Below are 23,436 nucleotides of genomic sequence, written 5' to 3' on the forward strand. Positions count from 1 at the left end.
GTGGACGCGCCCGTCGCGACGGTGGGGTTCAGCCGGTGCTGGGGACGGCGCTGCTTCCGTTGAAGGCCGCTGCCCGGACGTCCAGGAGGGCGAGGAGGACCGGGGGGTCGAGGGCGCGCACCGGGCGCAGGCGTAAGCCGAGTGGGCGTAACGGTGTGTCCAGCCGGATTTCGAGGGGGCCGAGGGAGCCGACGGAGACCTCGCCGGTGAGGACTTCGTCGAAGGAGGCGGGGACGGAGTGCGCGAGGAGGTACCAGGTCCCGGCCGGCACGCGGTCGAGGAGGAACGTGCCGGGGCGGGGGAGGACGGTGCAGGCCACCGGCCGACCCTCCGGGATGCGGGTGGGGAAGAGTCCGACGAAGACACGGCCGAGTTCCTCGGCGACGGAGGCCCGGATCTCGCCGCGGACGGTGGTGAGTTCGGTCGGTGGGGTCCGGCGCCGGGAGTCGATCTCGATGCTGGTGGTGAAGCCGCGTAACTGGCGGAACATGGTGGGGGAGGTGCCGACGCTGCTGGCGAACCGTGAGCTGAAGGTGCCGACGCTGCTGTAGCCGACGCGATGGCTGATCTCGGTCACGGTGTAGGTCGTCTCGATGAGCAGGCGTTTGGCGGCTTCGATGCGGATGGCTGAGAGGAAACGTCTCGGCGAGACGCCGGTCACCCGTTGGAATTCCCGGGAGAAGTGGAATTTGCTGTAGATTGCTGCCTGTGCCATGTCGTCTATGGTCAGTATTTCGCCGATGTTCTCGTGCATGACCTCGATGGCCCGAGCCACGGCCTGTTCGATAGCGGGCTTCAAAGCGACTCCAGGTTCTCCCGTACCGCTGGTCGACAGAGACTCCGCTCCGGTATCGAATTATGGGACGCCGAGGTTTCGGGTGCCCCTCGGGCTACCGGAGCCTGCGAGGTTTCTCACTCCCTTCCGTAATGCGATGGTGACGCAGAGTGGCGTCACAATAACTGATGACCTTAGCAGGTGGGCATGTCAAGTTCAACGGATGCCCAGTGCCTTCATTTGGCAAACTCGGGGGCGCGATACTGGCTGGTATATGTTTGAAATACTGCAGCAATTCAGGAGATGCGACGGAGGGGGGTGTTGCGGCTGGTACGTGTGGGGAGGGTCGCACCCTGAGGGAATCGGTGCGACTCCTGGGAAATGCCGACGGCGGTCAGGTGGCCGTCGCCGTCACGCGGAATCGTCCGCCACCGGGACCAGCTCCTCCTGCAGCCGTCGCGCGGACTCCGCCACCGATCCGGTGGCGGACTCCCGAAGGTCGCCGACCCCGACCATCAGCCCCACCAACTGCGCCTCCAGCAGGCGGTCGGCGTCCCAGGGCTCGGTCAGGTAGCCGCCGAGCTCCAGCACGACCAGGCCGTGCACCGCCGACCACATCTGATGGGCCACCAGCTCGGCGTCCTGCGCGTGGAACCGCCCGGCCTCGATGCAGCGGGCGGCGCACTCGGCCACGCCGGCCAGCGTGTACCGGCCGTACTGCCGGTCCTCCTCGTCGAGGGAGAATCCGGCCAGCGAGGAACCGCCGAACATCACCGCGTACAGGTGGGGGTTGGCCAGCGCGTTGCACCGGTACGCGCGGCCCAGCAGCGCCAGGTCGCTCACCGGGTCGTCGCTGAACTCGACCCCGGTGAAATAGTGCTGGAGCCGGGTGAACCCCTCGTGCACCATGGCGCGCACCAGCCCGCGCATTCCGTTGAAGTGGGTGTACAGAGCCATCGTCGAGGTGCCGACCTCGCTCGCGATGCGGCGGGCGGACAGTGCCTGTGGCCCTTCCTCCGCCAGCAATCGGGCGGCGATGTCCACCAGCGTGGGACGGGCAGTGGGATCCGAGCGACGCGGACTCATCCCCCCAGTGAAGCAAAACGCCGTTATGGCAGAGCCGTTCGCGGTGCACAACCCCCTGATCCCCGCACGATGCGAGAAGCGGCCCTCCGGGCGCCGCCCGTAGCTTTCCAGTCACCTGATGCACCATTCCAGGGTCGGGCGAGGGCCGGAGCGGGTACGTCGACGACCCATCGCGCCGGCCGTCACCCCACTGGTCAAACGGAGGCCGCCCTTGTCCACCACAGCCCCCGGCAGGGCCACCGCTGCCACCCTGCTCCTCTCCCTGGGCGGCGTGATCGTGCTGGTCTCCTCCGCAGTGGCCTTCCAGCACTCCTTCGCGATGGATCCCGCGATGCCGATGGACCACATGTCGGCCGACCCGGGACGGAAACTGCACGGCATGGCGCTCTCGGACATGCCGGAGATGTTCACCGCCGTCGCCGGCCTGCTGCTCGTCGTGGTCGGCGCGGCCCTGCGCGGGCGGCCGAAGGCCGACGCGGCCGACACCCGGACGAGCCGGCGCGGCCGGCTGCTGATCGCCGCCATCGGCACGGCCGCCCTCACCATCGACATCAGCAAGACCTCCACCCTGGGCTTCGTCATCCCCGGCATGCGGGCCGAGTACGGCCTCGACCCCCGGACGGCCTCCCTGCTGGCGGTCAGCGGACTGAGCGGGACGGCGGTCGGCGCCGTGCTGTTCGGCGTGCTCACCGACCGGATCGGCCGGCGCAGCTCCTACCTGATCGCCACCCTCGGCTTCACCGCCACCAGCATGTGCGGCTCGATGCCCACCTTCCACGGGAACCTGGTGATGTGCGCCCTGATGGGCCTGGCGGTCGGCGGCCTCGCCCCGCTGCTGATCACCCTGCTCACCGAGACGGTCGGCGGACCGGTCCGCGGATCGGTGGTGGTGGCGCTCTCCGTCGTCGCCACCGCCGTCGGCTACCTGATCGCCGCCGGCTCGGCGCTCTGGCTGGAGCCGGTGTTCGGCTGGCGGATCCTCTGGCTGATCGGCGCCCCCACCGGAGCCGCCCTGGCCCTCCTCACCCCCTTCGTCCCCAACCGCGGCTCCGCCCGCGCCCCCGCGGCCCGCCGCACACCGGTCGTCCAGCACCTCCCCAACTCCTCGCGGACCCTCACCCACGGCCTGCAGCGCGCCTTCGCCACCCTGATCGGACTGCTCACCTTCGGGCTCAGCACCTGGGTGCCGAGCCTGGCCAGGATCGGCGGGGTGCCGGTGCACACCGCCAACCTGATGCTCACCGTGGCGGCGGTCGCGATGATTCCGTGCGCCCTGCTGCTGATGGTCGGCTACCGCCGCTTCGGGCCGACGTCCATGGCGGCGGGCCTGGCCACCGCCACCGCCGTGCTGCTGGTGGCGCTCACCGCCAGCGGCGCGGTGGCCAAGGTGGGCTGGATCTGCGCGGGCGCGCTGGTGGCGGCGCTGTTCTCGGTCAACTCGATGGCCGCGATCTTCCTCCCGATCGCCGCCGACCTGGCGGACCCGGAGCGGCGCGGCCGGACCACCGGCCTGGTCTCCCTCTTCAACCGGCTGGGCGGCCTGACCGGACCGCTGCTGCTGGCGAGCCTGGTCTCCTCGGCCTCCGCCGTCCTGCTGGCGGTCTCCGTCCTCGCCCTGCTGTGCGGCGCGGCCGCCTGGTACATCAGCCGCCGCAGCCGGCTCGCCGCCGTGGCCCTCGCCCCGGCGGCCGACTGACCCGGCGGCCGACTGACCGCCGCACCCCGCCGGGGCGCCGCCGCCGTGCGTGCGCCCCGGCGGGGTGCGGGTGGGAGTGCAGAGCACGGAAGGAGAAGCTTGCCCGGCTCCGGGCGGATGATACTGGATTTGCCCCGATTGAGCGCTCTGCCTTGAGTGTTGACGGTGCATCAGATATCCGGATCCGCTCGACGGAAGGGAACAGAGATGGCCGACTCGCAGGACGTGATCTCCGCACTGGTGGCAGAGGGCGAGGCCGTCGAGGCGCTGGTGGCAGACCTGGCGGACGCCGACTGGGCGCGCCTGACACCGGCGCCCGGCTGGACCATCGCCCACCAGATCGCCCACCTCGCGGCCACGTTCAAGCTGGCCGGAACGGCGGCGGGCGACCCCGAGGCGTTCAAGGCGCTGGCCGCCGGCATCGGACCGGACTTCGACGGTGCGGTGCAGCAGGCTCTCAAGCCCTACCTGGCGGCGAGCACCCCGCAGATCCTGCTGGAGCGCTGGAACGCCGAGCGCCGCTCCGCCGAGCAGGCGCTGGCGGCCGTCCCGGCGGACCGGCCGGTGCCGTGGCTGGTCCGCCCGCTGACCGCGCCCGTCCTCGCCGCCGCCGGGATGATGGAGCTGTTCGGCCACGGCCAGGACATCGCCGACACGCTCGGGGTGCGCCGCGAGCCCACCGACCGGCTCCGCTACCTGGTCGAATTCGCCGTCCGCACCTGGGACTTCGGCTACCAGGCCCGCCAACTGGACACGCCCGAGACGGAGTTCCGCTTCGAGATCACCGCCCCCTCCGGCGCGCACTGGGAGTTCGGCCCGGCCGACGCGCAGCAGCGGATCAGCGGCCCCGCCGTCGACTTCTGCCTCCTGGTGACCCGGCGCCGGCACCGCGACGACCTCGCCCTGACGGCCCGCGGCAAGGACGCCGACGCCTGGCTCGACATCGCCCAGGCCTACCGCGGCCCGGCCGGCCCCGGCCGCACACCCGGCCAGTTCCGCTAGCCAGTTCCGCTAGACACGCCCAAGGGCGCCGAGCGCCGTGTCCGGAACCGAGAGAATCCGAGAGAAGGAGTCGTCATGGGCACCCGTACCGACGAATGTGCCGTGGTTCTCGGCGGAAGCATCGCGGGCCTGCTGGCGGCCAGGGTGCTCTCCGAGTCCTATCCCCGGGTCGTCATCGTCGAACGCGACAAGGTCCTCGGGACCCGCGGGCCGCGCCGCGGAGTCCCGCACGGCAACCACGCCCACGGGCTGGTCGCCCGGGGCCACCAGATCATGGAGTCGCTGTTCCCCGGCCTCACCGAGGAGTTGATCGCCGCCGGGGTGCGGCCGGGCGACTTCAGCGGCGACATCCGGTGGTACTTCAACGGGCTGCGGCTGCGGCAGGCCCGCACCGGCCTGCCGTCCGTGCCCGCCACCCGGCCGGTGCTCGAACACCACCTGCGCGAACGGGTGCGGGCGCTGCCGGAGGTGACGTTCCTGGAGGAGCACGACATCATCGCCCCGGTGGCCGACGCCGCCGGACGCCGGGTCACCGGGGTCAGGGTGCAGCAGCGGACCCCGGGAGCCGAGGAGCGGACGCTCTCCGCGCACCTGGTCGTCGACACCACCGGCCGCGGCTCCCGGACCCCGCTGTGGCTGGCCGAACTGGGGTACGACGCGCCGCCCGAGGAACGGATCGAGATCGACCTGGCGTACACCACCCGCCACTACCGCCTCGACAAGGACCCGTTCGGCAGCGAGATCGCCATCATCCCGGCCGCCACGCCCTCGCACCCGCGCGGAGCCTTCTTCTACCGGGTGCCCGGCGACGACAACCGGGTGGAGCTGTCGGTGACCGGGATCCTGGGCGACCACCCGCCCACCGACCCCGAAGGGTTCCACGCGTACGTCCGCTCGCTGCCCGCCCCCGAGATCCACGAGGCGATCCGCGACGCCGAACCCCTCGACGAGCCCCTGCGGTTCCGCTTCCCGGCCAGCGTCCGCAGGGACTACCACCGGCTGGAGCGCTTCCCCGAAGGCCTCGTCGTCATGGGCGACGCGGTGTGCAGCTTCAACCCCGCCTACGCCCAGGGCATGACCTCGGCCGCGTTGCAGGCCCTGGTGCTGCGCCGGCACACCGCGGGGCGGCGGCTGCCGCGCCACCAGGCCTTCTTCCGGGACGTCGCGCGGGAGATCCGCGCCCCCTGGTCCTTCGCCGCCGTGTCCGACCTGGGCTACCCCGGGGTCAAGGGCCACCGGACGGTGCAGACCGTCCTGGTCAACCGGTACGTCGCGCTGGCCCAGCGGGCCGCGGTCCGCGACGCCAGGGTCACCGACGCGCTGGTGCGGATCGCCGGGCTGGTGGCCTCCCCGCAGTCCCTGATGCGCCCGCGCACCCTGCTGCGCGTCCTGCTGGCGGCCCGGCGGCCGGTGCCGCCCTCGGCCTTCGGCGGACCGACACCGTGAAGCCCCCGGCCGACCGGCACCGTGGAAGCGGTCGGCCGGCCGGCACCGTGGAAGCGGTCGACGGCCGTCCGGTTGGGCAAGGAAAAAGTTTTTCGCGACCATGTCGAGAACGGCGCCACGGCGCCGACTGAGAAGTGGAGGGGGCGCAGCAGGCGCCTCACGTCGCTAGGAGCGGAACCATGAAGTACCTGATCATGATGTACCCGAACGCCGAGGTCCTGGACGCCCTGTCGGAGGAGGAGCGCAACGCCGTCTTCCAGGGACACGGCGGGTTCATGGAGAAGATCAAGGAGACCGGCGAGTTCGTCGGGACCCTGGCGCTGGCCGGCCCCGACCAGAGCGCCGTGGTGCGCGTTCGCGGCGGTGTGCCCGCGGTGACCGACGGCCCGTACGCCGAGGCCAAGGAGTACGTGGGCGGCGCTTACATCATCGAGGTCGCGGACCTGGCGCGTGCCCACGCCGTCGCCGCGATGATCCCGGACGCGGCGGTCGAGGGCCTGGGCATCGAGGTCCGGCCGATCGTCTACAGCGAGGGCGCGTCCGCCTGACCCGGTTGCCCGGGGGCCTCGGGGCCCCCGGGCTCCCCTCTTCTTCGGCACTCCGTACGGTCTGCATCGAGAGGACGAGCACATGGACGAGCACATGGACGAACACATCAAGGTTCCGGAGCTGCTCCGCGACAAGGTCGTCGTCGTGTCGGGCGTGGGTGCCGGGCTCGGTCGGACGCTCGCCGTGCGGTGCGCCGAGGCCGGGGCCGACGTCGTGCTCGCGGCACGTACCTCGTCCTACCTCGACGAGGTGGCCAAGGCCGTCGAGGAGACCGGGCGCCGTGCCCTGGCGGTGCCCACCGACATCACCGACCAGGCCGCGGCCGAGGCGCTCGTCGCCGCCGCGCTCGACCGGTTCGGCCGGGTCGACGCCCTGATCAACAACGCGCTGGTGGAGCCGCCGCACACGGAGCTCAACGACACCGAGACGGAGGACATCCGCCGCAGCATGGAGGTGGGCGTCTACGCGGCGCTGCGGCTGTCGAAGCTGTTCACCCCGGCGCTGCGGGACAGCCGCGGCTCGATCGTCATGGTCAACTCGTCGGTCCTGCGGCACTCCAAGCGCGCCTGCGGCGCCTACAAGATCGCCAAGGCGGGGCTGCTCGCGGCGGCCCAGGTCCTCGCCACCGAGCTGGGCCCGGAGGGCATCCGGGTCAACACCGTGGCGCCGGGGCCGATGTGGACGGAGAAGGTGAAGGACTTCATCGGCGGGCTCGCCGCCATGCGCGGCATGTCGCTGGAGGAGGGCTACCGGGAGGTGGCCGCCGACATGGACCTGCGCCGGCTGCAGACCCCGGAGGAGACCGCCGACGTGGTGATCTTCCTCGCCTCGGACCTGGCGCGCGCCGTCACGGGCCACTGTCTCGACGTCAACTGCGGCGAGTACCACCACTGATCACCACTGATCACCACTGACCGCTACTGAACACCGGCTGCCGACACCGTCGGCGGCCGGTGTTTCTCGCGTCCGGGCACCCCCGGGAAAAAAGATTCCCGAGAAAGTTCCCGGAACCGGCGCAAGAATCGGCCGGCTGTCTCGACAACGTAGTGAACGGCATTACGACATGAGCGAAGGGAAGCGACAAGGCCATGTCCGTCACTACAGCGGAGACAGACCTCCCACGCACGAGCGCACGGCCCTGGCTGGCACTCGCGATCCTCGCACTGCCGACGTTGCTGGTCGCGCTCGACTCGAACGTCCTCTTCCTGGCGCTGCCCAGGCTCACCGCCGACCTCGGCGCCAGCAGCGTCCAGCAGCTGTGGGTCACCGACGCCTACGGCTTCATGGTCGCCGGCCTGGTGATCACCATGGGCTCGATCGGTGACCGGATCGGGCGCCGCAAGCTCCTCATGGCGGGCATGGCGGTGTTCGCGCTCGCCTCGCTGGCCTGCGCCTGGGCGACCAGCCCGATCATGCTGATCGTGGCGCGCGGCGTGCAGGGCATGGCGGGTGCGACGCTGATGCCCTCCACCCTCGCCCTGATCACCAACATCTTCCGCGACGACAAGCAGCGCGGGAAGGCCATCTCGATCTGGGCCACCTGCACCTTCACGGGCGCCGCGCTCGGCCCCGTGCTCGGCGGCGTGCTGCTGGTGCCGTTCTGGTGGGGCGCGGTGTTCCTGCTGGCCGTCCCGGTCGCGGCGGTGGTCCTGATCGCCGGGCCCATCCTGCTCCCGGAGTTCCGCCCCGAGCAGGCGAAGCGCCTGGACTTCGTCAGCGTGGTGCTCTCCCTCCTGGGGATCCTGCCGGTCGTGTACGCGATCAAGGTGCTCTCGCTGGGCAACGGAAGCCCGGTGCCCGGTCTGGTGGCGCTGGCCGTGGGCCTGGTCTTCGGCACCGCGTTCGTGCGCCGGCAGCTCAAGGGCGATGACCCGCTGCTGGACCTGCGGCTCTTCGCGAACAGCTCCTTCACGATCATGCTGACCGCCCTGGCGCTGGCCGGGATGGTCCTGGCGGGCACCGCCCTGAACGTCACCCAGCTGCTGCAGACGGTGCTCGGCTTCTCCCCGCTGGCCTCGGCCCTGTGGTTCGTCCCGATGGGCCTGTGCATGGCGGTGGGGACGATGTCCACGCCGGCCCTGATGCGGTCGATCACGCCGCGGACCGCGATCACCGGCGGCATGCTCCTCTCCGCGGTCGGTGCGGCGGTGCTGATCCTCGTGAACGGTGAGCACGGCGCCTGGCCGATCGTGCTCGGCACCGCGGTCATCGGCCTGGGCGCCGGCCCGATGTTCGCGCTCGGCATCGGCCTGGTGGTGGGCTCGGTGCCGCCGGAGCGCGCGGGGTCCGCCGCGTCGATGGCGGAGACCGCGAACTACCTGGGCGGTGCGCTCGGTCTGGCCGTCCTCGGCACGATCGGCTCCGCGGTCTACAGCAGCGACATGAGCGGGGTCGGGTCCGACCAGGCGCAGGAGACCGTCGCCGGGGCGGCCGCCGAGGCGGCGCAGCTCGGGGCCGACGCCTCCGCGGCGCTGCTGAAGACGGCGCACGCGGCGTTCGTCAGCGGGCTGAACACCGTCGCCGCCGTCTCCACCGGGGTCTTCGCCCTGCTGGCCGTCCTGGCGGGGATCTACTTCCAGCGGGCCGCCCGCAGCAGCGCCGGCAGCGGCAGCAGCGACTGACCTGACGGGACCGGAGAACGACGGAGCCGGCGCGGGGCCCTCGGGCCCGGCGCCGGCTTCTTCGTTGTCGCTAGCCCTCGGTCAGGGACAGCGTGCGCGTCGGGCAGTCGTCGACCGCCGCTCGCGCGCCTTCCAGCGCGTCGCCGGTGACCTGGTCGACCAGCACCACGACCGTCCCGTCGTGGTCGTTCTGGTCGAACAGCTCGGGCGCGGCGAGGAAGCACCGGCCCGCGCCGATGCAGCGCTCCGGATCGGTACGGATCCGCATGGGTTCCCCCTTCACCAGGTGACCGGCAGCGTGTGCAGGCCGTAGTTGACGTGGTACTCCTTGAAGCGCAGCGCGTCGACGGGCTCGGCCAGGCGCAGTTCGGGGACGCGGGCGAACAGCGTCGCCAGCGTGACCTCCAGTTCGGTCCGGGCCAGGTGCTGGCCCAGGCACTGGTGCGCGCCGAACCCGAAGGCCAGGCTGCGGTCGACGCGCTCGATGTCGAAGGCGTCCGGGTCCGGGAACCGCTTCGGGTCCCGGTTGGCCGCCACCGTCAGGCCGAGCACGCCCTCGCCGGCCGCGATCGTGACCCCGCCGATCTCGACGTCCTCCAGGGCCACCCGGGAGTTGGCGATCTCCGCGATGGTGAAGTAGCGCAGCAGCTCGTCGACCGCGGCCGGCCAGCGCGACGGGTCGGCGGTCAGCGAGCGGCGCAGCTCCGGGCGTTCGAGGAGCAGCATGGCGCTCAGGCCGACGACGTTCGCGATGGTCTCGTGGCCCGCCATGAGCAGCATGAACGCCATGCCGACGAGGTCGCGGTGGTCGGGGACGCCCGGCTCACCGCGCCGCGCCGCCAGCCGGCCGAGCAGGTCGTCGGTCGGCACCCGTTCCTTGCTGGTCACCAACTCGTCCATGTAGCCCATGAGTTCGGCGGTGGCGTGAGCGCCGGCCTCGGGGGTGCCGGCGTTCATCAGGATGTAGGAGGTCCGCAGGAAGAACTCGCGGTCGGCGAAGGGGACGCCGAGGAGTTCGCAGATCACCAGCAGCGGCACCGGGTTGGCGAAGGCGTCGATGAGGTCGGCGGGGCGGGGCCCGGCCAGGAGCCGGTCGACGTACTCGTCGGTGATCTCCTGGATCCGGGGCCGCAGCCGGTTGATGCTGCGCGGGGTGAAGTCTCCGGCCACCGCGCGTCGGGCCAGCGTGTGGTCGGGCGGGTCCATCCCGACCAGTGAGGTGGAGAACTCGGGCGGGGGGACCTGGTGGTCCATCATCAGCGGGTACCCCGGGCGGCGCAGGTCGGAGCTGAAGCGGTTGTCGCCCAGCATCGCCTTGACGTCCTCGTAGCGGGTCGTGGCCCAGGCGAGCTTGCCGCTGGGCAGCTTGATCCTGCTCGGGGTCGGACGGTCGAGGAGTTCGCGGTAGCCGTCCGGCAGCGCGTACGGGCAGGTCCGGCGGATCGGGTAGGACAGGGGCTCGGGGTGCTCGGTCATCTCGGACGGGTCGGCCATGGCGGTCTCCGATGCTCGCGGGCGGTCAGGTCTGCGGCTGGGGCTCCGGTTTCGGGCGGTTGGCGGCGGGTCGGGCTGCCGGGCGGCTCCAACGGCGCATGGCCGGCAGTTCGACGGTCCTGTGCAGCACCCAGGCGAGCGCGACGATCAGGACGTAGAGGCCGATGACGAACAGGACGGCGACGGGCGTGCTGAACGCGGTCGGGGTGTACGAGTGCGCGTAGCCCACGAGTTCACCCGCGAAGGCCGCGTGCACCGCGAACATCACGGTGATGTGGATGATGTAGAAGGCGAAGGACAGCTCCCCGAGCCACACCATGGGGCGGGTGCTGAGGACCGTGCGCTTGCCGGAGAGGTCCCTGGCGGCCAGCGCGCCGATCAGCAGCGCGGCCGGGACGGGGTAGAACGCCGCGATCCCGAAGGGGATGGGCAGGTGGTACAGCAGCAGGAAGGCGGCGAGGTTGAGCAGGACGGCCGGCAGGATGCGGATCTTCGGCCACCGGCCGGAGGCGACGATCCGGGCGAGGAACATGCCGATCACGAAGTCGATGCAGCGGACGGGCGGGAAGAAGTACAGCGCCCACAGCTGGGGCCAGGAGCCCAGCGGGTAGAAGTGGCTCGGCGGGAAGCCCGACAGCAGCGGGTAGCTGATCGCCGGGAGCAGGATGGCGGTCGCGCCGAGGCCGATGATCCAGGACCACAGCGCCCGGTTGTCGAGGCGCCTGATCAGGCGGACCAGCAGCGGGAACATCGCGTAGCAGAGCATCTCCACCGCGAGCGTCCAGGTCGCGCCGTTGAACTGGTACATGATCAGGTCCTGGGAGGGCCACCAGTTCTGCACCAGGAAGAGGTTGGCGATCGCCGGCCCCCACCGGATCGTCTCGCCCGCGGCGGCGAACTGGGTCAGCGCGACGGCCGCGATCAGGACGTGGGAGGGGCCGATGCGCATCACCCTGCGCCGCCAGAAGCCGGTCGCCGTCTGGCCCGGCTTGGCCGACCAGGTGAGCACGAATCCGCTGAGGACGAAGAAGAAGGAGACGGCGAGGAATCCGATCCGGCCGTTTCCGGTCAGGGTGTTGAAGACGGAGAGGGCGTCCGGGTCCTTGAACGCGCCGAGGACGAGCGCGTGGCTGGCGAAGACGAAGACGACGGCGATGGCGCGGAGTCCCTCCAGTGACGGCAGTGTTGCCGCACGGGTGGGTGACGGTGCGTTCATGTGCAACCTCTTTCTCCCGGGGCGGGGAACGTTCGGGCGGTACCTTCCGATCTTTCGCTGGGCGGCGCGCGGCGCGGCGCCACTCGCCAGTAAGTCGGAGCCGGACGGAGGGATTCGACATCGTCTTTTCTTCCAACGTGCTGCCCGACGGGGGTTTGAACGACCGACGGCTGTGGCCGGGGCGGGAGCCCCGGCCACAGCCGTCGGTCGTCGTACGGGTCGCTGGTCACCGCCTCCAGAACAGCAGGTGGGTGACGCCGCTCGGGCTGGGCACCGTGTCGAGGTGGAAGCGGTCGAGCAGCTCGGTGTGGCTCCGCCAGAGACGCTCCCCCCGGCCGATGTCGACGGGCGCGACGGCGATGTGCAGGGTGTCGATCAGGTCGGCGTCCAGGAACTCGCGGACGGTGGTGACCCCGCCGCTGATGCGCACGTTCCGCTCCCCGGCGGCCTGCTTCGCCTGCTCCAGGGCCTCGGCGGGCTTCGCGTCGATGAAGTGGAAGGTGGTGTCGGCCAGGGTGAAGGAGGGGCGCTCGTAGTGGGTGAGCACGAACACCGGCGCGTGGAACGGCGGGTTGGCCCCCCACCAGCCCTTCCACTCGTGGTTCTCCCAGGGCCCGCGCTGGGGGCCGAACTTGTTGCGTCCCATGATCACCGCGCCGGGCGGGCGGGCGTGGTCGCGGGTCAGGTAGTCGTCCAGGCCGCGGGTGCCGCCGGGGTCGGTGCGGTTCACCCAACTCGCCGTGGCGCCGGCCCAGGAGAAGAGGGGGGACGGATCCGCATGGCCGAAGGGCCGTTCCAGCGACTGCCCCTCACCGGCGCCGAACCCGTCCCGTGACACGTTGAAGCACTGCACCGATACCAGCTGCGACATGCCGTCCACACCTCTCCTCGTGGGGCGCGTCAGGCCAGCCGTGCGGTGGTCATCCGTACGGTCGGGCGCCCGCCCTGCCAACGACCGTCGCGCAGGCGGGGCACGGCGTGGTGGTCCGTACGGGTGAGCGCCGCACGCCCGGGCCAGCCGTGGTCAGCCGGTCGCGGGGAGGGAGCCCTCGCTGTGCTCCGGGGCGGGGCCGGCCGGCGGCCGGCCGGTGGGCGGCACGTGCCGGAGCAGGGCGGTGACCAGCACGGCGGTGGCGACCAGCAGGACGCCGGCGATCGTGACCACGGTGTGGAGCTCGCCGGCGAAGGCCGCCCGGGCGGGGGTGAGGAGCGCGTCGGCGGCCGGGCCGGACAGCGATCCGGCGGCCTCCCTCGCGCCGGAGAGGGAGTCCTTCGCCGCCCGGGCGGCGTCCGCGGGCAGGCCGTCGGGGAGGCGGAGCGCGCCGCGGTAGACGGCGGCGCCGACGCTGCCGAGGGCGGCGATGCCGAGGGCGAAGCCGAGTTGGCCGCTGGTCTCGTTGAGGGCGGCCGCGGAGCCGGCCTTCTCCTGCGGCGCGGAGCCCATCACCAGGCCCATGCCGAGGGTGACCATCGGGCCGGAGCCGAGGAAGACCACGGCGAAGCCGGCGATCAGCACGGCCGGGCTCGATCCGGGCTCCGCCCTGGTGATCACCGCCATGCCGAGCGTGCAGAGGACCAGCCCGCCGCCGATGAGGTAGGCCGGGCGGTAGCGCTGGCCGAGTCTGGGGGACAGGGCGAAGCTGACGGTGTTGGAGGCGATCGCCGGCAGCATCCACAGGCCCGCGTGGAACGGGTCGAGGCCGTACAGCAGTTGCAGGGCCTGGGTGACGAAGAACATCACCGCGCCGGTGAGCATGGTGCCGAGGAACAGGCTGACCAGCGCCGCCGTGAAGGCGCGGTGGCCGAACAGGCTCAGGTCGAGGAGCGGGGCCGACAGTTGGCGCTGCCGGTGGACGAAGAGGATGCCGAAGCCGATGCCGAGCAGCACGCCCGCGATCGGCGTCGGATGCCAGCCGTCCTGGGCGATCTCCTTCAGCCCCCAGATGGCGGGGAGGACGGCGGCCAGCGACTCCAGCACGCTGATCAGGTCCAGGCGTCCGGCGTCGGGGTTGCGGAACTCGGGCAGCAGGACGGGGCCGAGCACGAGCAGCAGCACCATCGCGGGCACGCCGAGCAGGAACGCCGAGCCCCACCAGAAGTGGGCGAGCATGGTGCCGCCGACGATCGGGCCGACGACGGCGCCGCCCGAGAAGCACGCGCTCCAGATGCCGAAGGCGGCGCCGCGCTGTCTCGGGTCCCGGAACATGGTGGTGATCAGCGAGAGCGTGCCCGGCGCGAGGGTGGCGCCGGCGATGCCGAGCAGGGCGCGTGCGGCGATCAGCATGACCGGGTCGACGGCGTACGCGGCGGCGACGGAGGCGAGGCCGAACGCGCCGGCGCCGATCATCAGCAGCCGGCGCCGGCCGATGCGGTCGCCGACCGACCCCATGGTGACGAGCAGGCCGGCGAGCATGAACGGGTAGATGTCGGTGATCCACAGCTGCTGCACGCCGCCGGCCCGGAGGTCCTGCGCCAGGCTGGGCAGCGCCAGCAGCATGACGAAGACGTCGATCGAGACCAGCAGGGCGGGCAGGGCGAGGACGGCCAGCCCGATCCACTCCCGCCGTCCGGCCCGGGTCGCGGGCGTGCCGGGGGGTGTGGTGTCGCTCATCACGGGGTCCTTCCGGATTTCCGGGGCACCCGGTGTCCGCGGGCGCCGTCACACCGGTACGTCGGACCAGGCGACACGGTCTCGACGTCTGCGGCGGAAACCCGGACGGGGCGGCGCGATCTCGGCTTGGATGTCGAGGGCGGGCCGCCCGCGGCGACGTCTCAGGTAGAGAACACCTGTCGGCCGCGCGAGGGATCAAGGAATGATGAGATGAAGTACATGCTGCTGATCCACATGGACCCGGTAGTCTGGGACGGCCTGTCCGAGAGAGAGCGCAACGCCGTCTTCTCCGGACACGCCACGTTCCAGCAGAACATCCTCGACTCCGGTGAGATGGTGATGACCCAGGCGCTCGCCGATCCGTCCGGCAGCGCCACGGTCAAGGTCCGCGACGGCCGGCCCGCTGTCACCGACGGCCCGTACCTGGACGCCAAGGAATTCATCGCCGGCTACTACCTGGTCGACTGCGCCTCCAAGGAACGCGCCGTCGAACTGGCCGGCCAGATCCCCGACGCCCGGTACACCGGCATCGAGGTCCGCCAGGTCGTCTTCGAAGCCGATACGGAGAGTTGAGCAGATGAACCCTGACGCCCGGGTCGAGGACCTGCTCCGATCGCTGGCACCGCAGGTCCTCGGCGCGGTCGTCCGCCGCTACGGGCACTTCGACGCCTGCGAGGACGCCGTCCAGGACGCCATGCTGGCGGCCGCCGTCCAGTGGCCCGAACAGGGCGTCCCCGGCAACCCCCGGGCGTGGCTGATCACCGTGGCCGCCCGCCGGGTGATCGACGGGCTGCGCAGCGAGCAGGCCCGCCAGCGCCGGGAGGCCACCGCCGCCGCGCTCACCCCGACCGACGAGACGGTGACACCCGGCCCGGGCGAGGAACCCAAGGCGGCCGAGCAGGACGACATGCTCACCCTGCTCTTCCTGTGCTGCCACCCCTCGCTCACCCCGGGCTCGCAGGTCGCGCTCACCCTGCGGGCCGTCGGCGGCCTGACCACCGCGCAGATCGCGCACGCCTTCCTGGTCCCCGAATCGACCATGGCCCAGCGGATCAGCCGGGCCAAGCAGCGGATCAAGAGCACCGGGCTGCCGTTCCGGATGCCGCCCGAGAGCGAGCGCACGGAACGACTGGCGGTCGTGCTCCAGGTGCTCTACCTGATCTTCAACGAGGGCTACACCACCACCAGCGGCCCCGACCTCCAACAGCCCGAACTCGCCTGCGAGGCGATCCGGCTCAACCGCGAGCTGCACCGGCTGCTGCCCGGGGAGGGCGAGGTCGCCGGCCTGCTGGCGTTGATGCTGCTCACCGACGCCCGCCGGCCGGCCCGCACCCGGCCCGACGGCAGCCTCGTCCCGCTCGCCGAGCAGGACCGCTCCCGCTGGGACCAGGCCGCGCTCAAGGAGGGCCTGGCGCTGATCGCCGAGACCCTCCCGCGGATGGTGACCGGGCCGTACCAGGTGCAGGCGGCCATCGCGGCCGTGCACGGCGAGGCCGCGCACGCCGACGACACCGACTGGCCGCAGATCATGGCGCTGTACGAAGTGCTGGAGCGGATGTCCCCCGGCCCGATGGTGACGCTCAACTACGCGGTCGCCGCCGCGATGGTCCAGGGCCCGGAGGCCGGGCTCGAACTGCTCGCGACCCTGGAGGCCGACGGCCGGCTCGCGGGCCACCACCGGCTGTCCGCGGTCCGCGCCCACCTGCTGGAGATGAGCGGGGACCTGGAGGCGGCCCGGAAGAGCTTCCGGGAGGCCGCCAAGCGCACCGGCAGCATTCCCGAGCGCCGGTACCTGGAGAGCAGGGCCGACGGGCTGGGCGATCGCTGACTGGCCGTCAGTTCTGTTTGGTCAGTTCGCCAAGCCCTGGAGTTTCAGCAGGAGTTCGGCGACATCGGTGGCGTTGATCGCGCCGGTCGCGTCGAGGGCGGCGCTCCAGGACGGGTCGGAGCAGATCAGCACCGGGCCGTCGGCGGGCGAGTCCGGTAGCCGGCCGTGCGAACCGCGGACCCAGGAAGGGTCCAGCGGCACCACGTCCATGGCGTAGCGCAGGCCCAGCTTCTTGCGGGCCAGGCCGAGCGCGGCCCTGGCCTTGGCCAGCCGGTCCGCCGGGTCGAAGAACAGCTCGGCCGGGTCGTAGCCGGGCTTGCGGTGGATCTCGACGGACCGCGCGAAGTCGGGGGCCCGGGCGTCGTCCAGCCAGTAGTAGTAGGTGAACCAGGAGTCGGGGGCCGCCACCGCCACCAGCTCGCCGGAGCGGGGGTGGTCGAGCCCCTGGCGGGCCTGGTCGGCGCGGTCCAGCACCTCGGCCACGCCCGGCAGCCGGAGCAACTGGTCTCGCACCTTGGGCAGATCGGACTCGTCGGGGACGTAGACGTGCGCGATCTGGTGGTCGGCGACGGCGAAGGCCCGCGAGGTCCACGGGTCCAGGTACTCCATGCCGGCCTGCGTGTACACCTCCAGCAGGCCCTCCCGGCGCAGCTCGCGGTTGATGTCCACCGGGTGGCGCACCGGGGTGATGCCGTACTCGCTGAGCGCGATCACGGTGGCGCCGGCCCGTTCGGCCTGCTCCAGCAGCGGGGCCAGTTCGGCGTCCACCGCACGGGCCGCGGCCAGGGCCTGTGGGGAGTCCGGGCCGAAGCGCTGGAGGTCGTAGTCCAGGTGCGGGACGTAGACCAGCAGCAGATCGGGCCGCTCGGTGCGCAGGATCCGGCGGGCCGCCGAGACGATCCAGCGGCTGGAGGCGATCCCGGCGGTCGGGCCCCAGTACTGGAAGAGCGGGAACGGCCCGAGCGCGTCGGTGAGTTCGTCGCGCAGCGCCGGCGGCCGGGTGTAGCAGTCGGGTGATTTGCGGCCGTCGGCGTGGTAGACCGGGCGCGGGGTGACCAGCAGGTCGGTGCCGGCGCCCATCGCGTACCACCAGCAGACGTTGGCGACCCGGTAGCCGGCGTGCCGGGAGCGCGCCGTCTCCCACACGCTCGGGGCCCGGACCAGCCGGTTGTGCTGGCGCCAGAGATGGATCTCGCCCAACTCCCGGAAGTACCAGCCGTTGCCGACGATGCCGTGCTCGGCCGGCAGCCGGCCGGTGAGCAGGGTGGACTGCACGCTGCAGGTGACGGCGGGCAGCACCGTGCGCAGCGGGGCGGACCCGCCGCGCTCGGCCAGCCGGGCGAGGTTCGGCAGGTGGGGCAACAGGCGTGGGGTCAGACCGACCACGTCCAGCAGGACCACGGGTTTCAACCGTCCACCCTTTCGCTGACCAACTCGCGTTCTGCCCAGACGAGTTCGGCGGCTATCCCGGCCGGGACACCGGCCGGCACCCCGGCCAGGGCGCCCGCCGGGGCGCCGGTGCTCTCCCCGGGCAGCACCGGCCAGGTGTAGGTCTCGACCTCGATCACCGGGCGCTCCCCGACCGCCGCCACCGCCCGGCGGAGCACGTCGGTGGTGGCGCGCAGCGGCGCGGGCGGCCGGGCGTGCAGGGGCACGTGGAAGTGCACCCGCCAGGGCCCCCGGCCGGGCAGCCGGTCCAGGGCCTCCGGCAGGTCGTCGGCCGCGAGCACCCGCCCGGAGCCGTCCAGCTCCCGCACCTGGTGGAGGTAGCGCGGCTCGGCGTAGCGGGCGAGCAGCCTTCGCGCCTCCGGGGCGCCCGGGTCGTCCAGGTGCAGGGCCGCCGAAGCCTGGATCCTGACCACCCGCAGGCCCGCCCGCTCCACCTCGGCCACCGTCCGCTCCGGGTCGGCGAAGGAGACCGCCAGGTGGCAGGTGTCGAGGCAGAGGCCGACGAATTCGAGGTCCGCGCGGGGGGCGAGCCAGCGCACGGCGTCCGAGACGCTGTCCAGGACGCAGCCCGGCTCCGGCTCGACGGCCAGCCGGATCGGCCGGCCCGCCCGGCCCGACACCGTGCGCAGCACGGCCGCGGTCCGCCGCAGCGCCTCCTCGGCGGCCCGGTCCGCGGCGGCGGACCACGGCCGGCGCCAGCCGAGCGGCAGGGTGGAGATGCTGCCGCCGTCGGCGTCGTCGGGCAGCAGCCCGGCCAGTACGGTCGCGCAGTCGGCGGTGTAGCGGGCCCGGTCGGGTTCGGTCCAGTCCGGCCGGTACACCGCGTGCTTGACCACCCGCCGGTGGAAGCCCCCGTACGGGAAGGCGTTCAGGGCGAGCACCGCCAGCTCCCGGGCGTCCAGTTCGGCCCGCAGCCGCCGGAGCAGGGCCGGGTCGGCGGCCAGTTCGGCGGCGGCGTCGGCGGCCAGCCACAGGCCCAGCCCGAGCCGGTCGAACCCGGTCCGCTCGCGGACCGGGACGGCGCAGGTGTCGAGTTGGCGGAGGATGCCGGGCAGGTCCTCGGCCGGATGGACGTTGGTCGAGTAGCAGAGCCGGTCCGAGGGCCGGTCCGCGAGCCGGTTCATGAGCCGCCCCGCAGTACCGAGTTGCCCTCGAAGGAGGCCGCGCCGGTGTCGGCCCGGAGCTGCTCGTCGAGGATCAGCCGCCCGCTGCGGCCGTAGAACTCGACCGGGTTGCGCCACAGGACGGTGTCCACGTCCGCTTCGGTGAAGCCGGCCGCGAGCATCGCCCGGCCGACCAGGTGGGGCTTGAGCGGGTCCGAATTCCCCCAGTCCGCGGCCGAGTTGACCAGGATCCGGGCGGTGCCGTACTCCTTCAGGACGGCGACCATCCGCTGCTCGTCCATCTTGGTCTCCGGGTAGATCGAGAAGCCCATCCAGCAGCCGGAGTCGGCGACCATCGCCACGGTGACCTCGTTGAGGTGGTCCAGCACGACGGCGCCCGGGTCGATGCCGGACTCGCGGACGACGTCCAGGGAGCGGCGGGTGCCGGCCTGCTTGTCCCGGTGCGGCGTGTGCACCAGGGCCGGCAGGCCGTGGTCGAGGGCCAGCGCCAACTGGTGCGCGAACGCCTCGTCCTCGGCCCTGGTCATCGAGTCGTAGCCGATCTCGCCGACCGCGACCACGCCGTCCTTGCCGAGGTGGCGCGGCAGGACGTCCAGCACCTCGACGCAGCGCGGGTCGTTGGCCTCCTTGGGGTTCAGGGCGATCGTGCAGTTGTGGTTGATCCCGAACCGGGAGGCCCGGAAGCGCTCCCAGCCGAGCAGGCTGTCGAAGTAGTCGGTGAAGGAGCCGGGGCCGGTGCGGGGCTGGCCGAGCCAGAAGGCCGGCTCGACGACGGCCCGGACGCCGACCTCGTGCATGTTCCGGTAGTCGTCGGTGGTGCGGGCGGTCATGTGGATGTGGGGGTCGAAGATCCTCATGACCGGGAGCCCTCCGGTCCGCAGTGCTCCGGTCCGCAGTCCTCCGGGAGCGGGGGGACGAGGGACAGCAGGACGGTCATGCCGAGCAGCGTCCGCAGTTCGGGGTCGATCTCGCGGTCGGCCGCCCGCCGTTCCTCGGCCAGGTCGTGGGCCATCCGCAGCAGCTCGGAGTCGGTTCGGGCGACCAGGTCCGACACCGCTCCCAGCGTCACCCCGGTGAACAGGCACTTCAGCACGCCGTGGCGCCACTGGTCCTGGCTCAGGTGCCGGCCCGCGAACGGGCCCATCGCCGCCGCGACCAGCCGCGGATCGTTGGTGCGCAGGCCGTCGGCGACCAGCTCCAGGCCGACCCGGTGCACGCTGTCCGGCAGCAGCGGCAGGGCGCGCAGCACCCCGCGCCGCTCGGCGTCGTCGCCGTGCCGGTAGAGCTTCTCGACCTCGGAGGCCAGGACGGCTCCGGGCAGGGTCTCGGCCAGTACGGTGAGCAGCCGGCCCCGGGCCCGGTCGTCGACCGTGCCGTGCACCAGCCCCTGCGGGTCGGTGTCCGGTCGGACCGGCTCGCGGCCGACCATCCGGCCGGCCAGCGGGAACTCCTGGTGGATGGTGCCCGGCCACTCGCGGACCCGGCGCTCGGCGTCGGCCAGCCAGTCGTGCTGCGGCTCCGGCAGCGTCGTCGGCCGGCTTCCGCCGTAGACGCTGGTTTCGAGCCAGGGGTGTTCCTCTTTGTAGGCCATCACGGGAGGTCTCCGATCGTGGACGACGCCGGTGCACCCGTGTGCAGCGGCGGAACGGAAACGGTCTGCATGGCCCGGCGGATCGCCGCCAGGGCCGTGCGTGCGGTGTGCGGTGCGGCGTGACTGTGCCGGGGCAGCTCGACCGCCGCGACGCCGGCGTAGCCGATCCCGTCGAGGGCGGCCAGCGTGGCGGCGAGGTCGAGCTCCCCCTGCCCGAACTCCAGGTGCTCGTGGACACCCGGGAGCATGTCGTCCAGTTGGACGTTGACCAGCAGCCCGGCCGCGCGCCGGACGCACCCCGCGGCGTCCACCGGCTCCACGGCGACGCAGTGCCCCACGTCGAGGGTGATGCCGAGGCAGTCGGGCTCGCCGAGCTCGCGGCGCAGGTCGAGCGCCTGGTCGAGGTGCTGGACGACCATGCCGGGCTCGGGCTCCAGGCCGAGCCTGACCGAGCGGCGCTGCGCCTCGGCCAGGACCGGGTCGAGGTGCGCGACCAGCCGCGCGCGGTTGGTCGGTTCGTCCACCCCGGGCTCGCTCACGCCGGACCAGAAGGACAGGCAGTCGGCACCGAGGGCCTCGGTGATCCGCAGGGCGCGGAGCAGGAAGTCGATCCTCGGCCCGGCCTCCCCGGACACCAGCGTGGGGTGGTGCTTGCGGTACGGGTCCAGCAGGTAGCGCGCGCCGGTCTCGACGACGCAGCGCAGACCGGACGACGACAGCAGTGCCGCCACCCGGTCGGTCTCCCGGGCCAGGTCGGGGCCGAAGGGGTCGAGGTGGTGGTGGTCGAGGGTGAGGGCGACCGACGTGTAGCCCAGGTCGGCGATGACCCGGATCGCGTCGGGCAGCCGGTGGTTGGCGAACCCGTTGGTGCCGTATCCGATGGCGACGGCGCTCATGTCGGGCTCCGTCGGGCCGACAGCCGGCGGGCGAGCGGCAGGGCGGTCAGCACCAGCGCCGCGGCCGGCAGCGAGCCCAGCCGTGCGGCCAGCCCGGCCTGCAGCGGGACCATGCCGTGGATGCCGGCCACCGTCGCGCTCCGTACGGCCGCCGCGCCTCGTGGGGCCGCGAGTTGGGCGGCGCCGGTGGTGGCCGCGTACCCCAGCGCGCAGAGCGCCCCGGCCGAGCGGTGCCGGACCGAGGCGGCCCGGCCCGTGCCGGCCAGCAGTGCGGTGGAGGCGGTGGCGGCCAGGGCGATCCGGCGGTCGGCGGGGCGGCCGCCGTGGACCTCGCCCCGGGAGAGCGCGGTCACCCCCAGGGTGTGGGTGGCCAGGGCCAGGGCCGGGGCCCCGGCCGCCCGCCAGTGCGCGGATCCGGCGCCGAGCAGGACGTCCAGGCCGCGGCAGGCCGCCATGCCCAGCGGCGCGGCCCGGGTCGGCTTCAGCACGGTGTCGTAGGCCCACACCGCCGCGGTGAGCGGGACGGCGATCCGCAGCGCGTCGGTGCCGCCCGCGAGGCCGGCCAGGGCCAGCCCGGTGACGCCGAGGCCGGCGGCCGCCGCGAGCGCCGCCCGGGGCGCGATCCGGCCGGACGGGATGGGGCGTTCGGGACGCTCCAGCGCGTCGACCGCCCGGTCCGCCCAGTCGTTCAGCGCCATTCCCGACCAGTGGAGGGCGACCGAGGCGAGCGGCAGGGCGAGGCGCCTGCCGCGCAGCGGACGGCCCGCCGCGACCGCGCCCGCGACGGTGTCGCCGAGGACGGTGAGCGCGGCGGGTGCCCGGACCAGGTCGAGCCAGGTGCGCGCGGCGATGCTCATCGGGCCACCGCGATCCGCCGCGCCCAGGACACCAGTTCCTGCTCCTGCTGGGCGAGTCGGTGCTCCTGGCTGCCGAGCGGGTCCTTGAAGAAGAAGGCCAGCGCGCCGAGCGGCCCGGTCTGGCCGGCCGCGTGCGCCCCGGCCACCAGGCGGGCGAGGTCGAGGACCAGCGGCGCGGCCAGTGTCGAGTCGTAGCCGTCCCAGCTCAGTTGCAGGCTCATCGCGGTGCCCAGGAAGCCCTCGAAGGAGACGTGGTCCCAGGCGACCTTGCGTTCGCCGAGGTCGGGCACGTGGTCGATGTGCAGCGGCGCGGTGACCTCCTCGCCGAGCAGCGCGGCCAGACCGCGCGCCTTCGCCGCCAACTTGCCCTGCGCGCGGCCCTCCTGGCCGAGGTTGGCGCCGTCCCCGCCGCCGAGCAGGTTGGTCCCCGACCAGGAGCGCACCCGCAGCCCGCGGGCGAGGAACATCGGCGCCAGCACGCTGCGCAGCAGGGTCTCGCCGGTCTTGCCGTCGCAGCCCGCGTACGGCAGGCCGCGCCGGTCCGCCAGTTCGGTGACCGCCGGGATGCGCAGGCCGGGCGACGGGGTGAAGTCGACGTAGGGGCAGTCGGCCGAGAACGCGGCGTACGCGGCGAGGGCGGAGGGGCCGAGCACCTGCCGTCCGGCCCGGCCGAGGGCGTGTTCGAGGGAGGTGAGGTCGGCGAGTTCGGGGGCCGGGGGGAGCGGGGGTTCGGTGGAGGACACGTTGACCACCACGACCCGCTCCAGGCCGTTGGAGCGCCGGAACTCCGCGATGTCGTCGGCGAGTCGGCCGGCCGCCTCGGCCTGGGTGGCCGGCGCGTCCGCCGGGTCGTAGCCCCGGCGGATCTCCCGGTCGGCGGCGTCGAGTTCCTCGGCGACCGCCGACGGGAGCCGGCCGGGAAGCACACCCGCGGCGGCGAGCTGCTCGGCCCGCTTGCCCAGCGGCGTGGGGACGAGGTCGTGCCCGCCGGTGACCAGCTCGGACCAGCCGGGGAAGACGGCCGGATCGAGGTCGAGCCGTTCGCTGACGCTGCCGGTCGCGGGGACGAGCCCGGCCCGCAGGGCGGCGAGGCCGCAGACGGCCGTGGTGGCCACCGATCCCCTGCCGCCGATCAGCCAGAGTCCGCTTCTGCCTGCCATGGTGCAACTCCCTTGGGTTCGGACGGAGATGACGG

Annotated in this window: 22 protein-coding genes; 8 read left to right on the forward strand and 14 right to left on the reverse strand. The window is 72.7% G+C overall.

Annotated elements, in window-relative coordinates:
- Positions 1–28: 28 nt before the first annotated feature.
- Together OP86_RS01070 and OP86_RS01075 are read right to left on the reverse strand one after the other, a co-directional pair.
- Entirely contained in the window at positions 29–754 is a 726-nt protein-coding gene (locus OP86_RS01070) for a helix-turn-helix transcriptional regulator (protein ID WP_033330618.1), read from the reverse strand.
- A 432-nt stretch (positions 755–1,186) separates the two neighbouring features.
- On the reverse strand, positions 1,187–1,861 hold the full coding sequence (locus OP86_RS01075) for a TetR/AcrR family transcriptional regulator (RefSeq protein WP_033330552.1): 675 nt from the start codon (positions 1,859–1,861) through the stop codon (positions 1,187–1,189).
- Between the two features lie 211 nt (positions 1,862–2,072).
- Here OP86_RS01075 and OP86_RS01080 point away from each other — a divergent pair, with 211 nt between their 5' ends.
- From OP86_RS01080 to OP86_RS01105, 6 genes are all read left to right on the forward strand, one after another.
- A complete protein-coding gene (locus OP86_RS01080; RefSeq protein ID WP_051829524.1) occupies positions 2,073–3,557 on the forward strand; it encodes an MFS transporter in 1,485 nt (494 codons plus the stop codon).
- Positions 3,558–3,764: 207 nt separating this feature from the next.
- Positions 3,765–4,559 carry a TIGR03084 family metal-binding protein gene (locus OP86_RS01085; protein ID WP_030060747.1) on the forward strand — a complete coding sequence of 265 codons (795 nt, stop codon included), beginning with the start codon at positions 3,765–3,767 and terminating at the stop codon, positions 4,557–4,559.
- A 75-nt stretch (positions 4,560–4,634) separates the two neighbouring features.
- Positions 4,635–6,005 carry an FAD-dependent oxidoreductase gene (locus OP86_RS01090; protein ID WP_030060748.1) on the forward strand — a complete coding sequence of 457 codons (1,371 nt, stop codon included), beginning with the start codon at positions 4,635–4,637 and terminating at the stop codon, positions 6,003–6,005.
- 179 nt (positions 6,006–6,184) lie between these two features.
- A complete protein-coding gene (locus OP86_RS01095; protein WP_030060749.1) occupies positions 6,185–6,553 on the forward strand; it encodes a YciI family protein in 369 nt (122 codons plus the stop codon).
- Between the two features lie 82 nt (positions 6,554–6,635).
- Positions 6,636–7,448 carry an SDR family oxidoreductase gene (locus OP86_RS01100; protein WP_245231758.1) on the forward strand — a complete coding sequence of 271 codons (813 nt, stop codon included), beginning with the start codon at positions 6,636–6,638 and terminating at the stop codon, positions 7,446–7,448.
- Positions 7,449–7,642: 194 nt separating this feature from the next.
- Positions 7,643–9,175 carry an MFS transporter gene (locus OP86_RS01105; protein ID WP_051829525.1) on the forward strand — a complete coding sequence of 511 codons (1,533 nt, stop codon included), beginning with the start codon at positions 7,643–7,645 and terminating at the stop codon, positions 9,173–9,175.
- A gap of 70 nt (positions 9,176–9,245) precedes the next feature.
- Here the strand turns inward: OP86_RS01105 and OP86_RS01110 are convergent, their stop codons facing one another.
- From OP86_RS01110 to OP86_RS01130, 5 genes are all read right to left on the reverse strand, one after another.
- Positions 9,246–9,443: a ferredoxin gene (locus OP86_RS01110; RefSeq protein ID WP_030060752.1), complete on the reverse strand. Its 198-nt coding sequence runs from the start codon at positions 9,441–9,443 to the stop codon at positions 9,246–9,248.
- Between the two features lie 11 nt (positions 9,444–9,454).
- Positions 9,455–10,669 carry a cytochrome P450 gene (locus OP86_RS01115; protein WP_033330554.1) on the reverse strand — a complete coding sequence of 405 codons (1,215 nt, stop codon included), beginning with the start codon at positions 10,667–10,669 and terminating at the stop codon, positions 9,455–9,457.
- A 25-nt stretch (positions 10,670–10,694) separates the two neighbouring features.
- A complete protein-coding gene (locus OP86_RS01120) occupies positions 10,695–11,885 on the reverse strand; it encodes an acyltransferase family protein (RefSeq protein WP_030060754.1) in 1,191 nt (396 codons plus the stop codon).
- A gap of 226 nt (positions 11,886–12,111) precedes the next feature.
- Positions 12,112–12,756, reverse strand: a complete 645-nt coding sequence (locus OP86_RS01125; protein WP_030060755.1) for a dihydrofolate reductase family protein — start codon at positions 12,754–12,756, stop codon at positions 12,112–12,114.
- A 153-nt stretch (positions 12,757–12,909) separates the two neighbouring features.
- Positions 12,910–14,496, reverse strand: coding sequence for an MFS transporter (locus OP86_RS01130; RefSeq protein ID WP_051829526.1), 1,587 nt, complete (start codon positions 14,494–14,496; stop codon positions 12,910–12,912).
- A 210-nt stretch (positions 14,497–14,706) separates the two neighbouring features.
- On the opposite strand from OP86_RS01130, the gene OP86_RS01135 reads away from it, so the two are divergent.
- Together OP86_RS01135 and OP86_RS01140 are read left to right on the forward strand one after the other, a co-directional pair.
- Positions 14,707–15,069, forward strand: a complete 363-nt coding sequence (locus tag OP86_RS01135; RefSeq protein WP_030060757.1) for a YciI family protein — start codon at positions 14,707–14,709, stop codon at positions 15,067–15,069.
- A 4-nt stretch (positions 15,070–15,073) separates the two neighbouring features.
- Positions 15,074–16,324, forward strand: coding sequence for an RNA polymerase sigma factor (locus tag OP86_RS01140; RefSeq protein WP_030060758.1), 1,251 nt, complete (start codon positions 15,074–15,076; stop codon positions 16,322–16,324).
- A gap of 21 nt (positions 16,325–16,345) precedes the next feature.
- Here the strand turns inward: OP86_RS01140 and OP86_RS01145 are convergent, their stop codons facing one another.
- Genes OP86_RS01145 through OP86_RS01175 form a run of 7 tightly spaced genes read right to left on the reverse strand, consistent with a single transcriptional unit; the run spans position 16,346 to position 23,401 of the window.
- Entirely contained in the window at positions 16,346–17,734 is a 1,389-nt protein-coding gene (locus tag OP86_RS01145) for an alkaline phosphatase family protein (protein WP_033330556.1), read from the reverse strand.
- Positions 17,731–18,897 carry a metabolite traffic protein EboE gene (eboE, locus tag OP86_RS01150; protein ID WP_033330558.1) on the reverse strand — a complete coding sequence of 389 codons (1,167 nt, stop codon included), beginning with the start codon at positions 18,895–18,897 and terminating at the stop codon, positions 17,731–17,733. The genes OP86_RS01145 and eboE overlap by 4 nt, the downstream gene beginning before the upstream one ends.
- Positions 18,894–19,754: a TatD family hydrolase gene (locus tag OP86_RS01155; protein WP_030057264.1), complete on the reverse strand. Its 861-nt coding sequence runs from the start codon at positions 19,752–19,754 to the stop codon at positions 18,894–18,896. The genes eboE and OP86_RS01155 overlap by 4 nt, the downstream gene beginning before the upstream one ends.
- Positions 19,751–20,488 (reverse strand): EboA domain-containing protein, encoded by a 738-nt coding sequence (locus OP86_RS01160; protein WP_030057265.1) that lies wholly within the window; start codon positions 20,486–20,488, stop codon positions 19,751–19,753. Before OP86_RS01160 ends, OP86_RS01155 begins: the two co-directional genes overlap by 4 nt.
- Entirely contained in the window at positions 20,488–21,384 is an 897-nt protein-coding gene (locus OP86_RS01165) for a sugar phosphate isomerase/epimerase family protein (protein WP_078653537.1), read from the reverse strand. Before OP86_RS01165 ends, OP86_RS01160 begins: the two co-directional genes overlap by 1 nt.
- Positions 21,381–22,241 (reverse strand): SCO3242 family prenyltransferase, encoded by an 861-nt coding sequence (locus OP86_RS01170; protein WP_033330562.1) that lies wholly within the window; start codon positions 22,239–22,241, stop codon positions 21,381–21,383. Before OP86_RS01170 ends, OP86_RS01165 begins: the two co-directional genes overlap by 4 nt.
- Positions 22,238–23,401: an inositol-3-phosphate synthase gene (locus tag OP86_RS01175; protein ID WP_033330564.1), complete on the reverse strand. Its 1,164-nt coding sequence runs from the start codon at positions 23,399–23,401 to the stop codon at positions 22,238–22,240. Before OP86_RS01175 ends, OP86_RS01170 begins: the two co-directional genes overlap by 4 nt.
- Between the last annotated feature and the right edge of the window lie 35 nt (positions 23,402–23,436).

This window comes from Streptomyces novaecaesareae (assembly GCF_000716875.1).
Classification (GTDB): domain Bacteria; phylum Actinomycetota; class Actinomycetes; order Streptomycetales; family Streptomycetaceae; genus Kitasatospora; species Kitasatospora novaecaesareae.

Bases quoted from the DNA above. Each gene is read 5' to 3' on its own strand.
- OP86_RS01075 (WP_033330552.1), bottom strand. From the start codon at position 1,861: ATGAGTCCGCGTCGCTCGGATCCCACTGCCCGTCCCACGCTGGTGGAC.
- OP86_RS01165 (WP_078653537.1), bottom strand. From the start codon at position 21,384: ATGAGCGCCGTCGCCATCGGATACGGCACCAACGGGTTCGCCAACCAC.
- OP86_RS01160 (WP_030057265.1), bottom strand. From the start codon at position 20,488: ATGGCCTACAAAGAGGAACACCCCTGGCTCGAAACCAGCGTCTACGGC.
- OP86_RS01130 (WP_051829526.1), bottom strand. From the start codon at position 14,496: ATGAGCGACACCACACCCCCCGGCACGCCCGCGACCCGGGCCGGACGG.
- eboE (WP_033330558.1), bottom strand. From the start codon at position 18,897: ATGAACCGGCTCGCGGACCGGCCCTCGGACCGGCTCTGCTACTCGACC.
- OP86_RS01120 (WP_030060754.1), bottom strand. From the start codon at position 11,885: ATGAACGCACCGTCACCCACCCGTGCGGCAACACTGCCGTCACTGGAG.
- OP86_RS01135 (WP_030060757.1), top strand. From the start codon at position 14,707: ATGAAGTACATGCTGCTGATCCACATGGACCCGGTAGTCTGGGACGGC.
- OP86_RS01095 (WP_030060749.1), top strand. From the start codon at position 6,185: ATGAAGTACCTGATCATGATGTACCCGAACGCCGAGGTCCTGGACGCC.
- OP86_RS01070 (WP_033330618.1), bottom strand. From the start codon at position 754: ATGCACGAGAACATCGGCGAAATACTGACCATAGACGACATGGCACAG.
- OP86_RS01125 (WP_030060755.1), bottom strand. From the start codon at position 12,756: ATGTCGCAGCTGGTATCGGTGCAGTGCTTCAACGTGTCACGGGACGGG.
- OP86_RS01140 (WP_030060758.1), top strand. From the start codon at position 15,074: ATGAACCCTGACGCCCGGGTCGAGGACCTGCTCCGATCGCTGGCACCG.
- OP86_RS01085 (WP_030060747.1), top strand. From the start codon at position 3,765: ATGGCCGACTCGCAGGACGTGATCTCCGCACTGGTGGCAGAGGGCGAG.
- OP86_RS01115 (WP_033330554.1), bottom strand. From the start codon at position 10,669: ATGGCCGACCCGTCCGAGATGACCGAGCACCCCGAGCCCCTGTCCTAC.
- OP86_RS01170 (WP_033330562.1), bottom strand. From the start codon at position 22,241: ATGAGCATCGCCGCGCGCACCTGGCTCGACCTGGTCCGGGCACCCGCC.
- OP86_RS01105 (WP_051829525.1), top strand. From the start codon at position 7,643: ATGTCCGTCACTACAGCGGAGACAGACCTCCCACGCACGAGCGCACGG.
- OP86_RS01110 (WP_030060752.1), bottom strand. From the start codon at position 9,443: ATGCGGATCCGTACCGATCCGGAGCGCTGCATCGGCGCGGGCCGGTGC.
- OP86_RS01100 (WP_245231758.1), top strand. From the start codon at position 6,636: ATGGACGAGCACATGGACGAACACATCAAGGTTCCGGAGCTGCTCCGC.
- OP86_RS01175 (WP_033330564.1), bottom strand. From the start codon at position 23,401: ATGGCAGGCAGAAGCGGACTCTGGCTGATCGGCGGCAGGGGATCGGTG.
- OP86_RS01090 (WP_030060748.1), top strand. From the start codon at position 4,635: ATGGGCACCCGTACCGACGAATGTGCCGTGGTTCTCGGCGGAAGCATC.
- OP86_RS01155 (WP_030057264.1), bottom strand. From the start codon at position 19,754: ATGAGGATCTTCGACCCCCACATCCACATGACCGCCCGCACCACCGAC.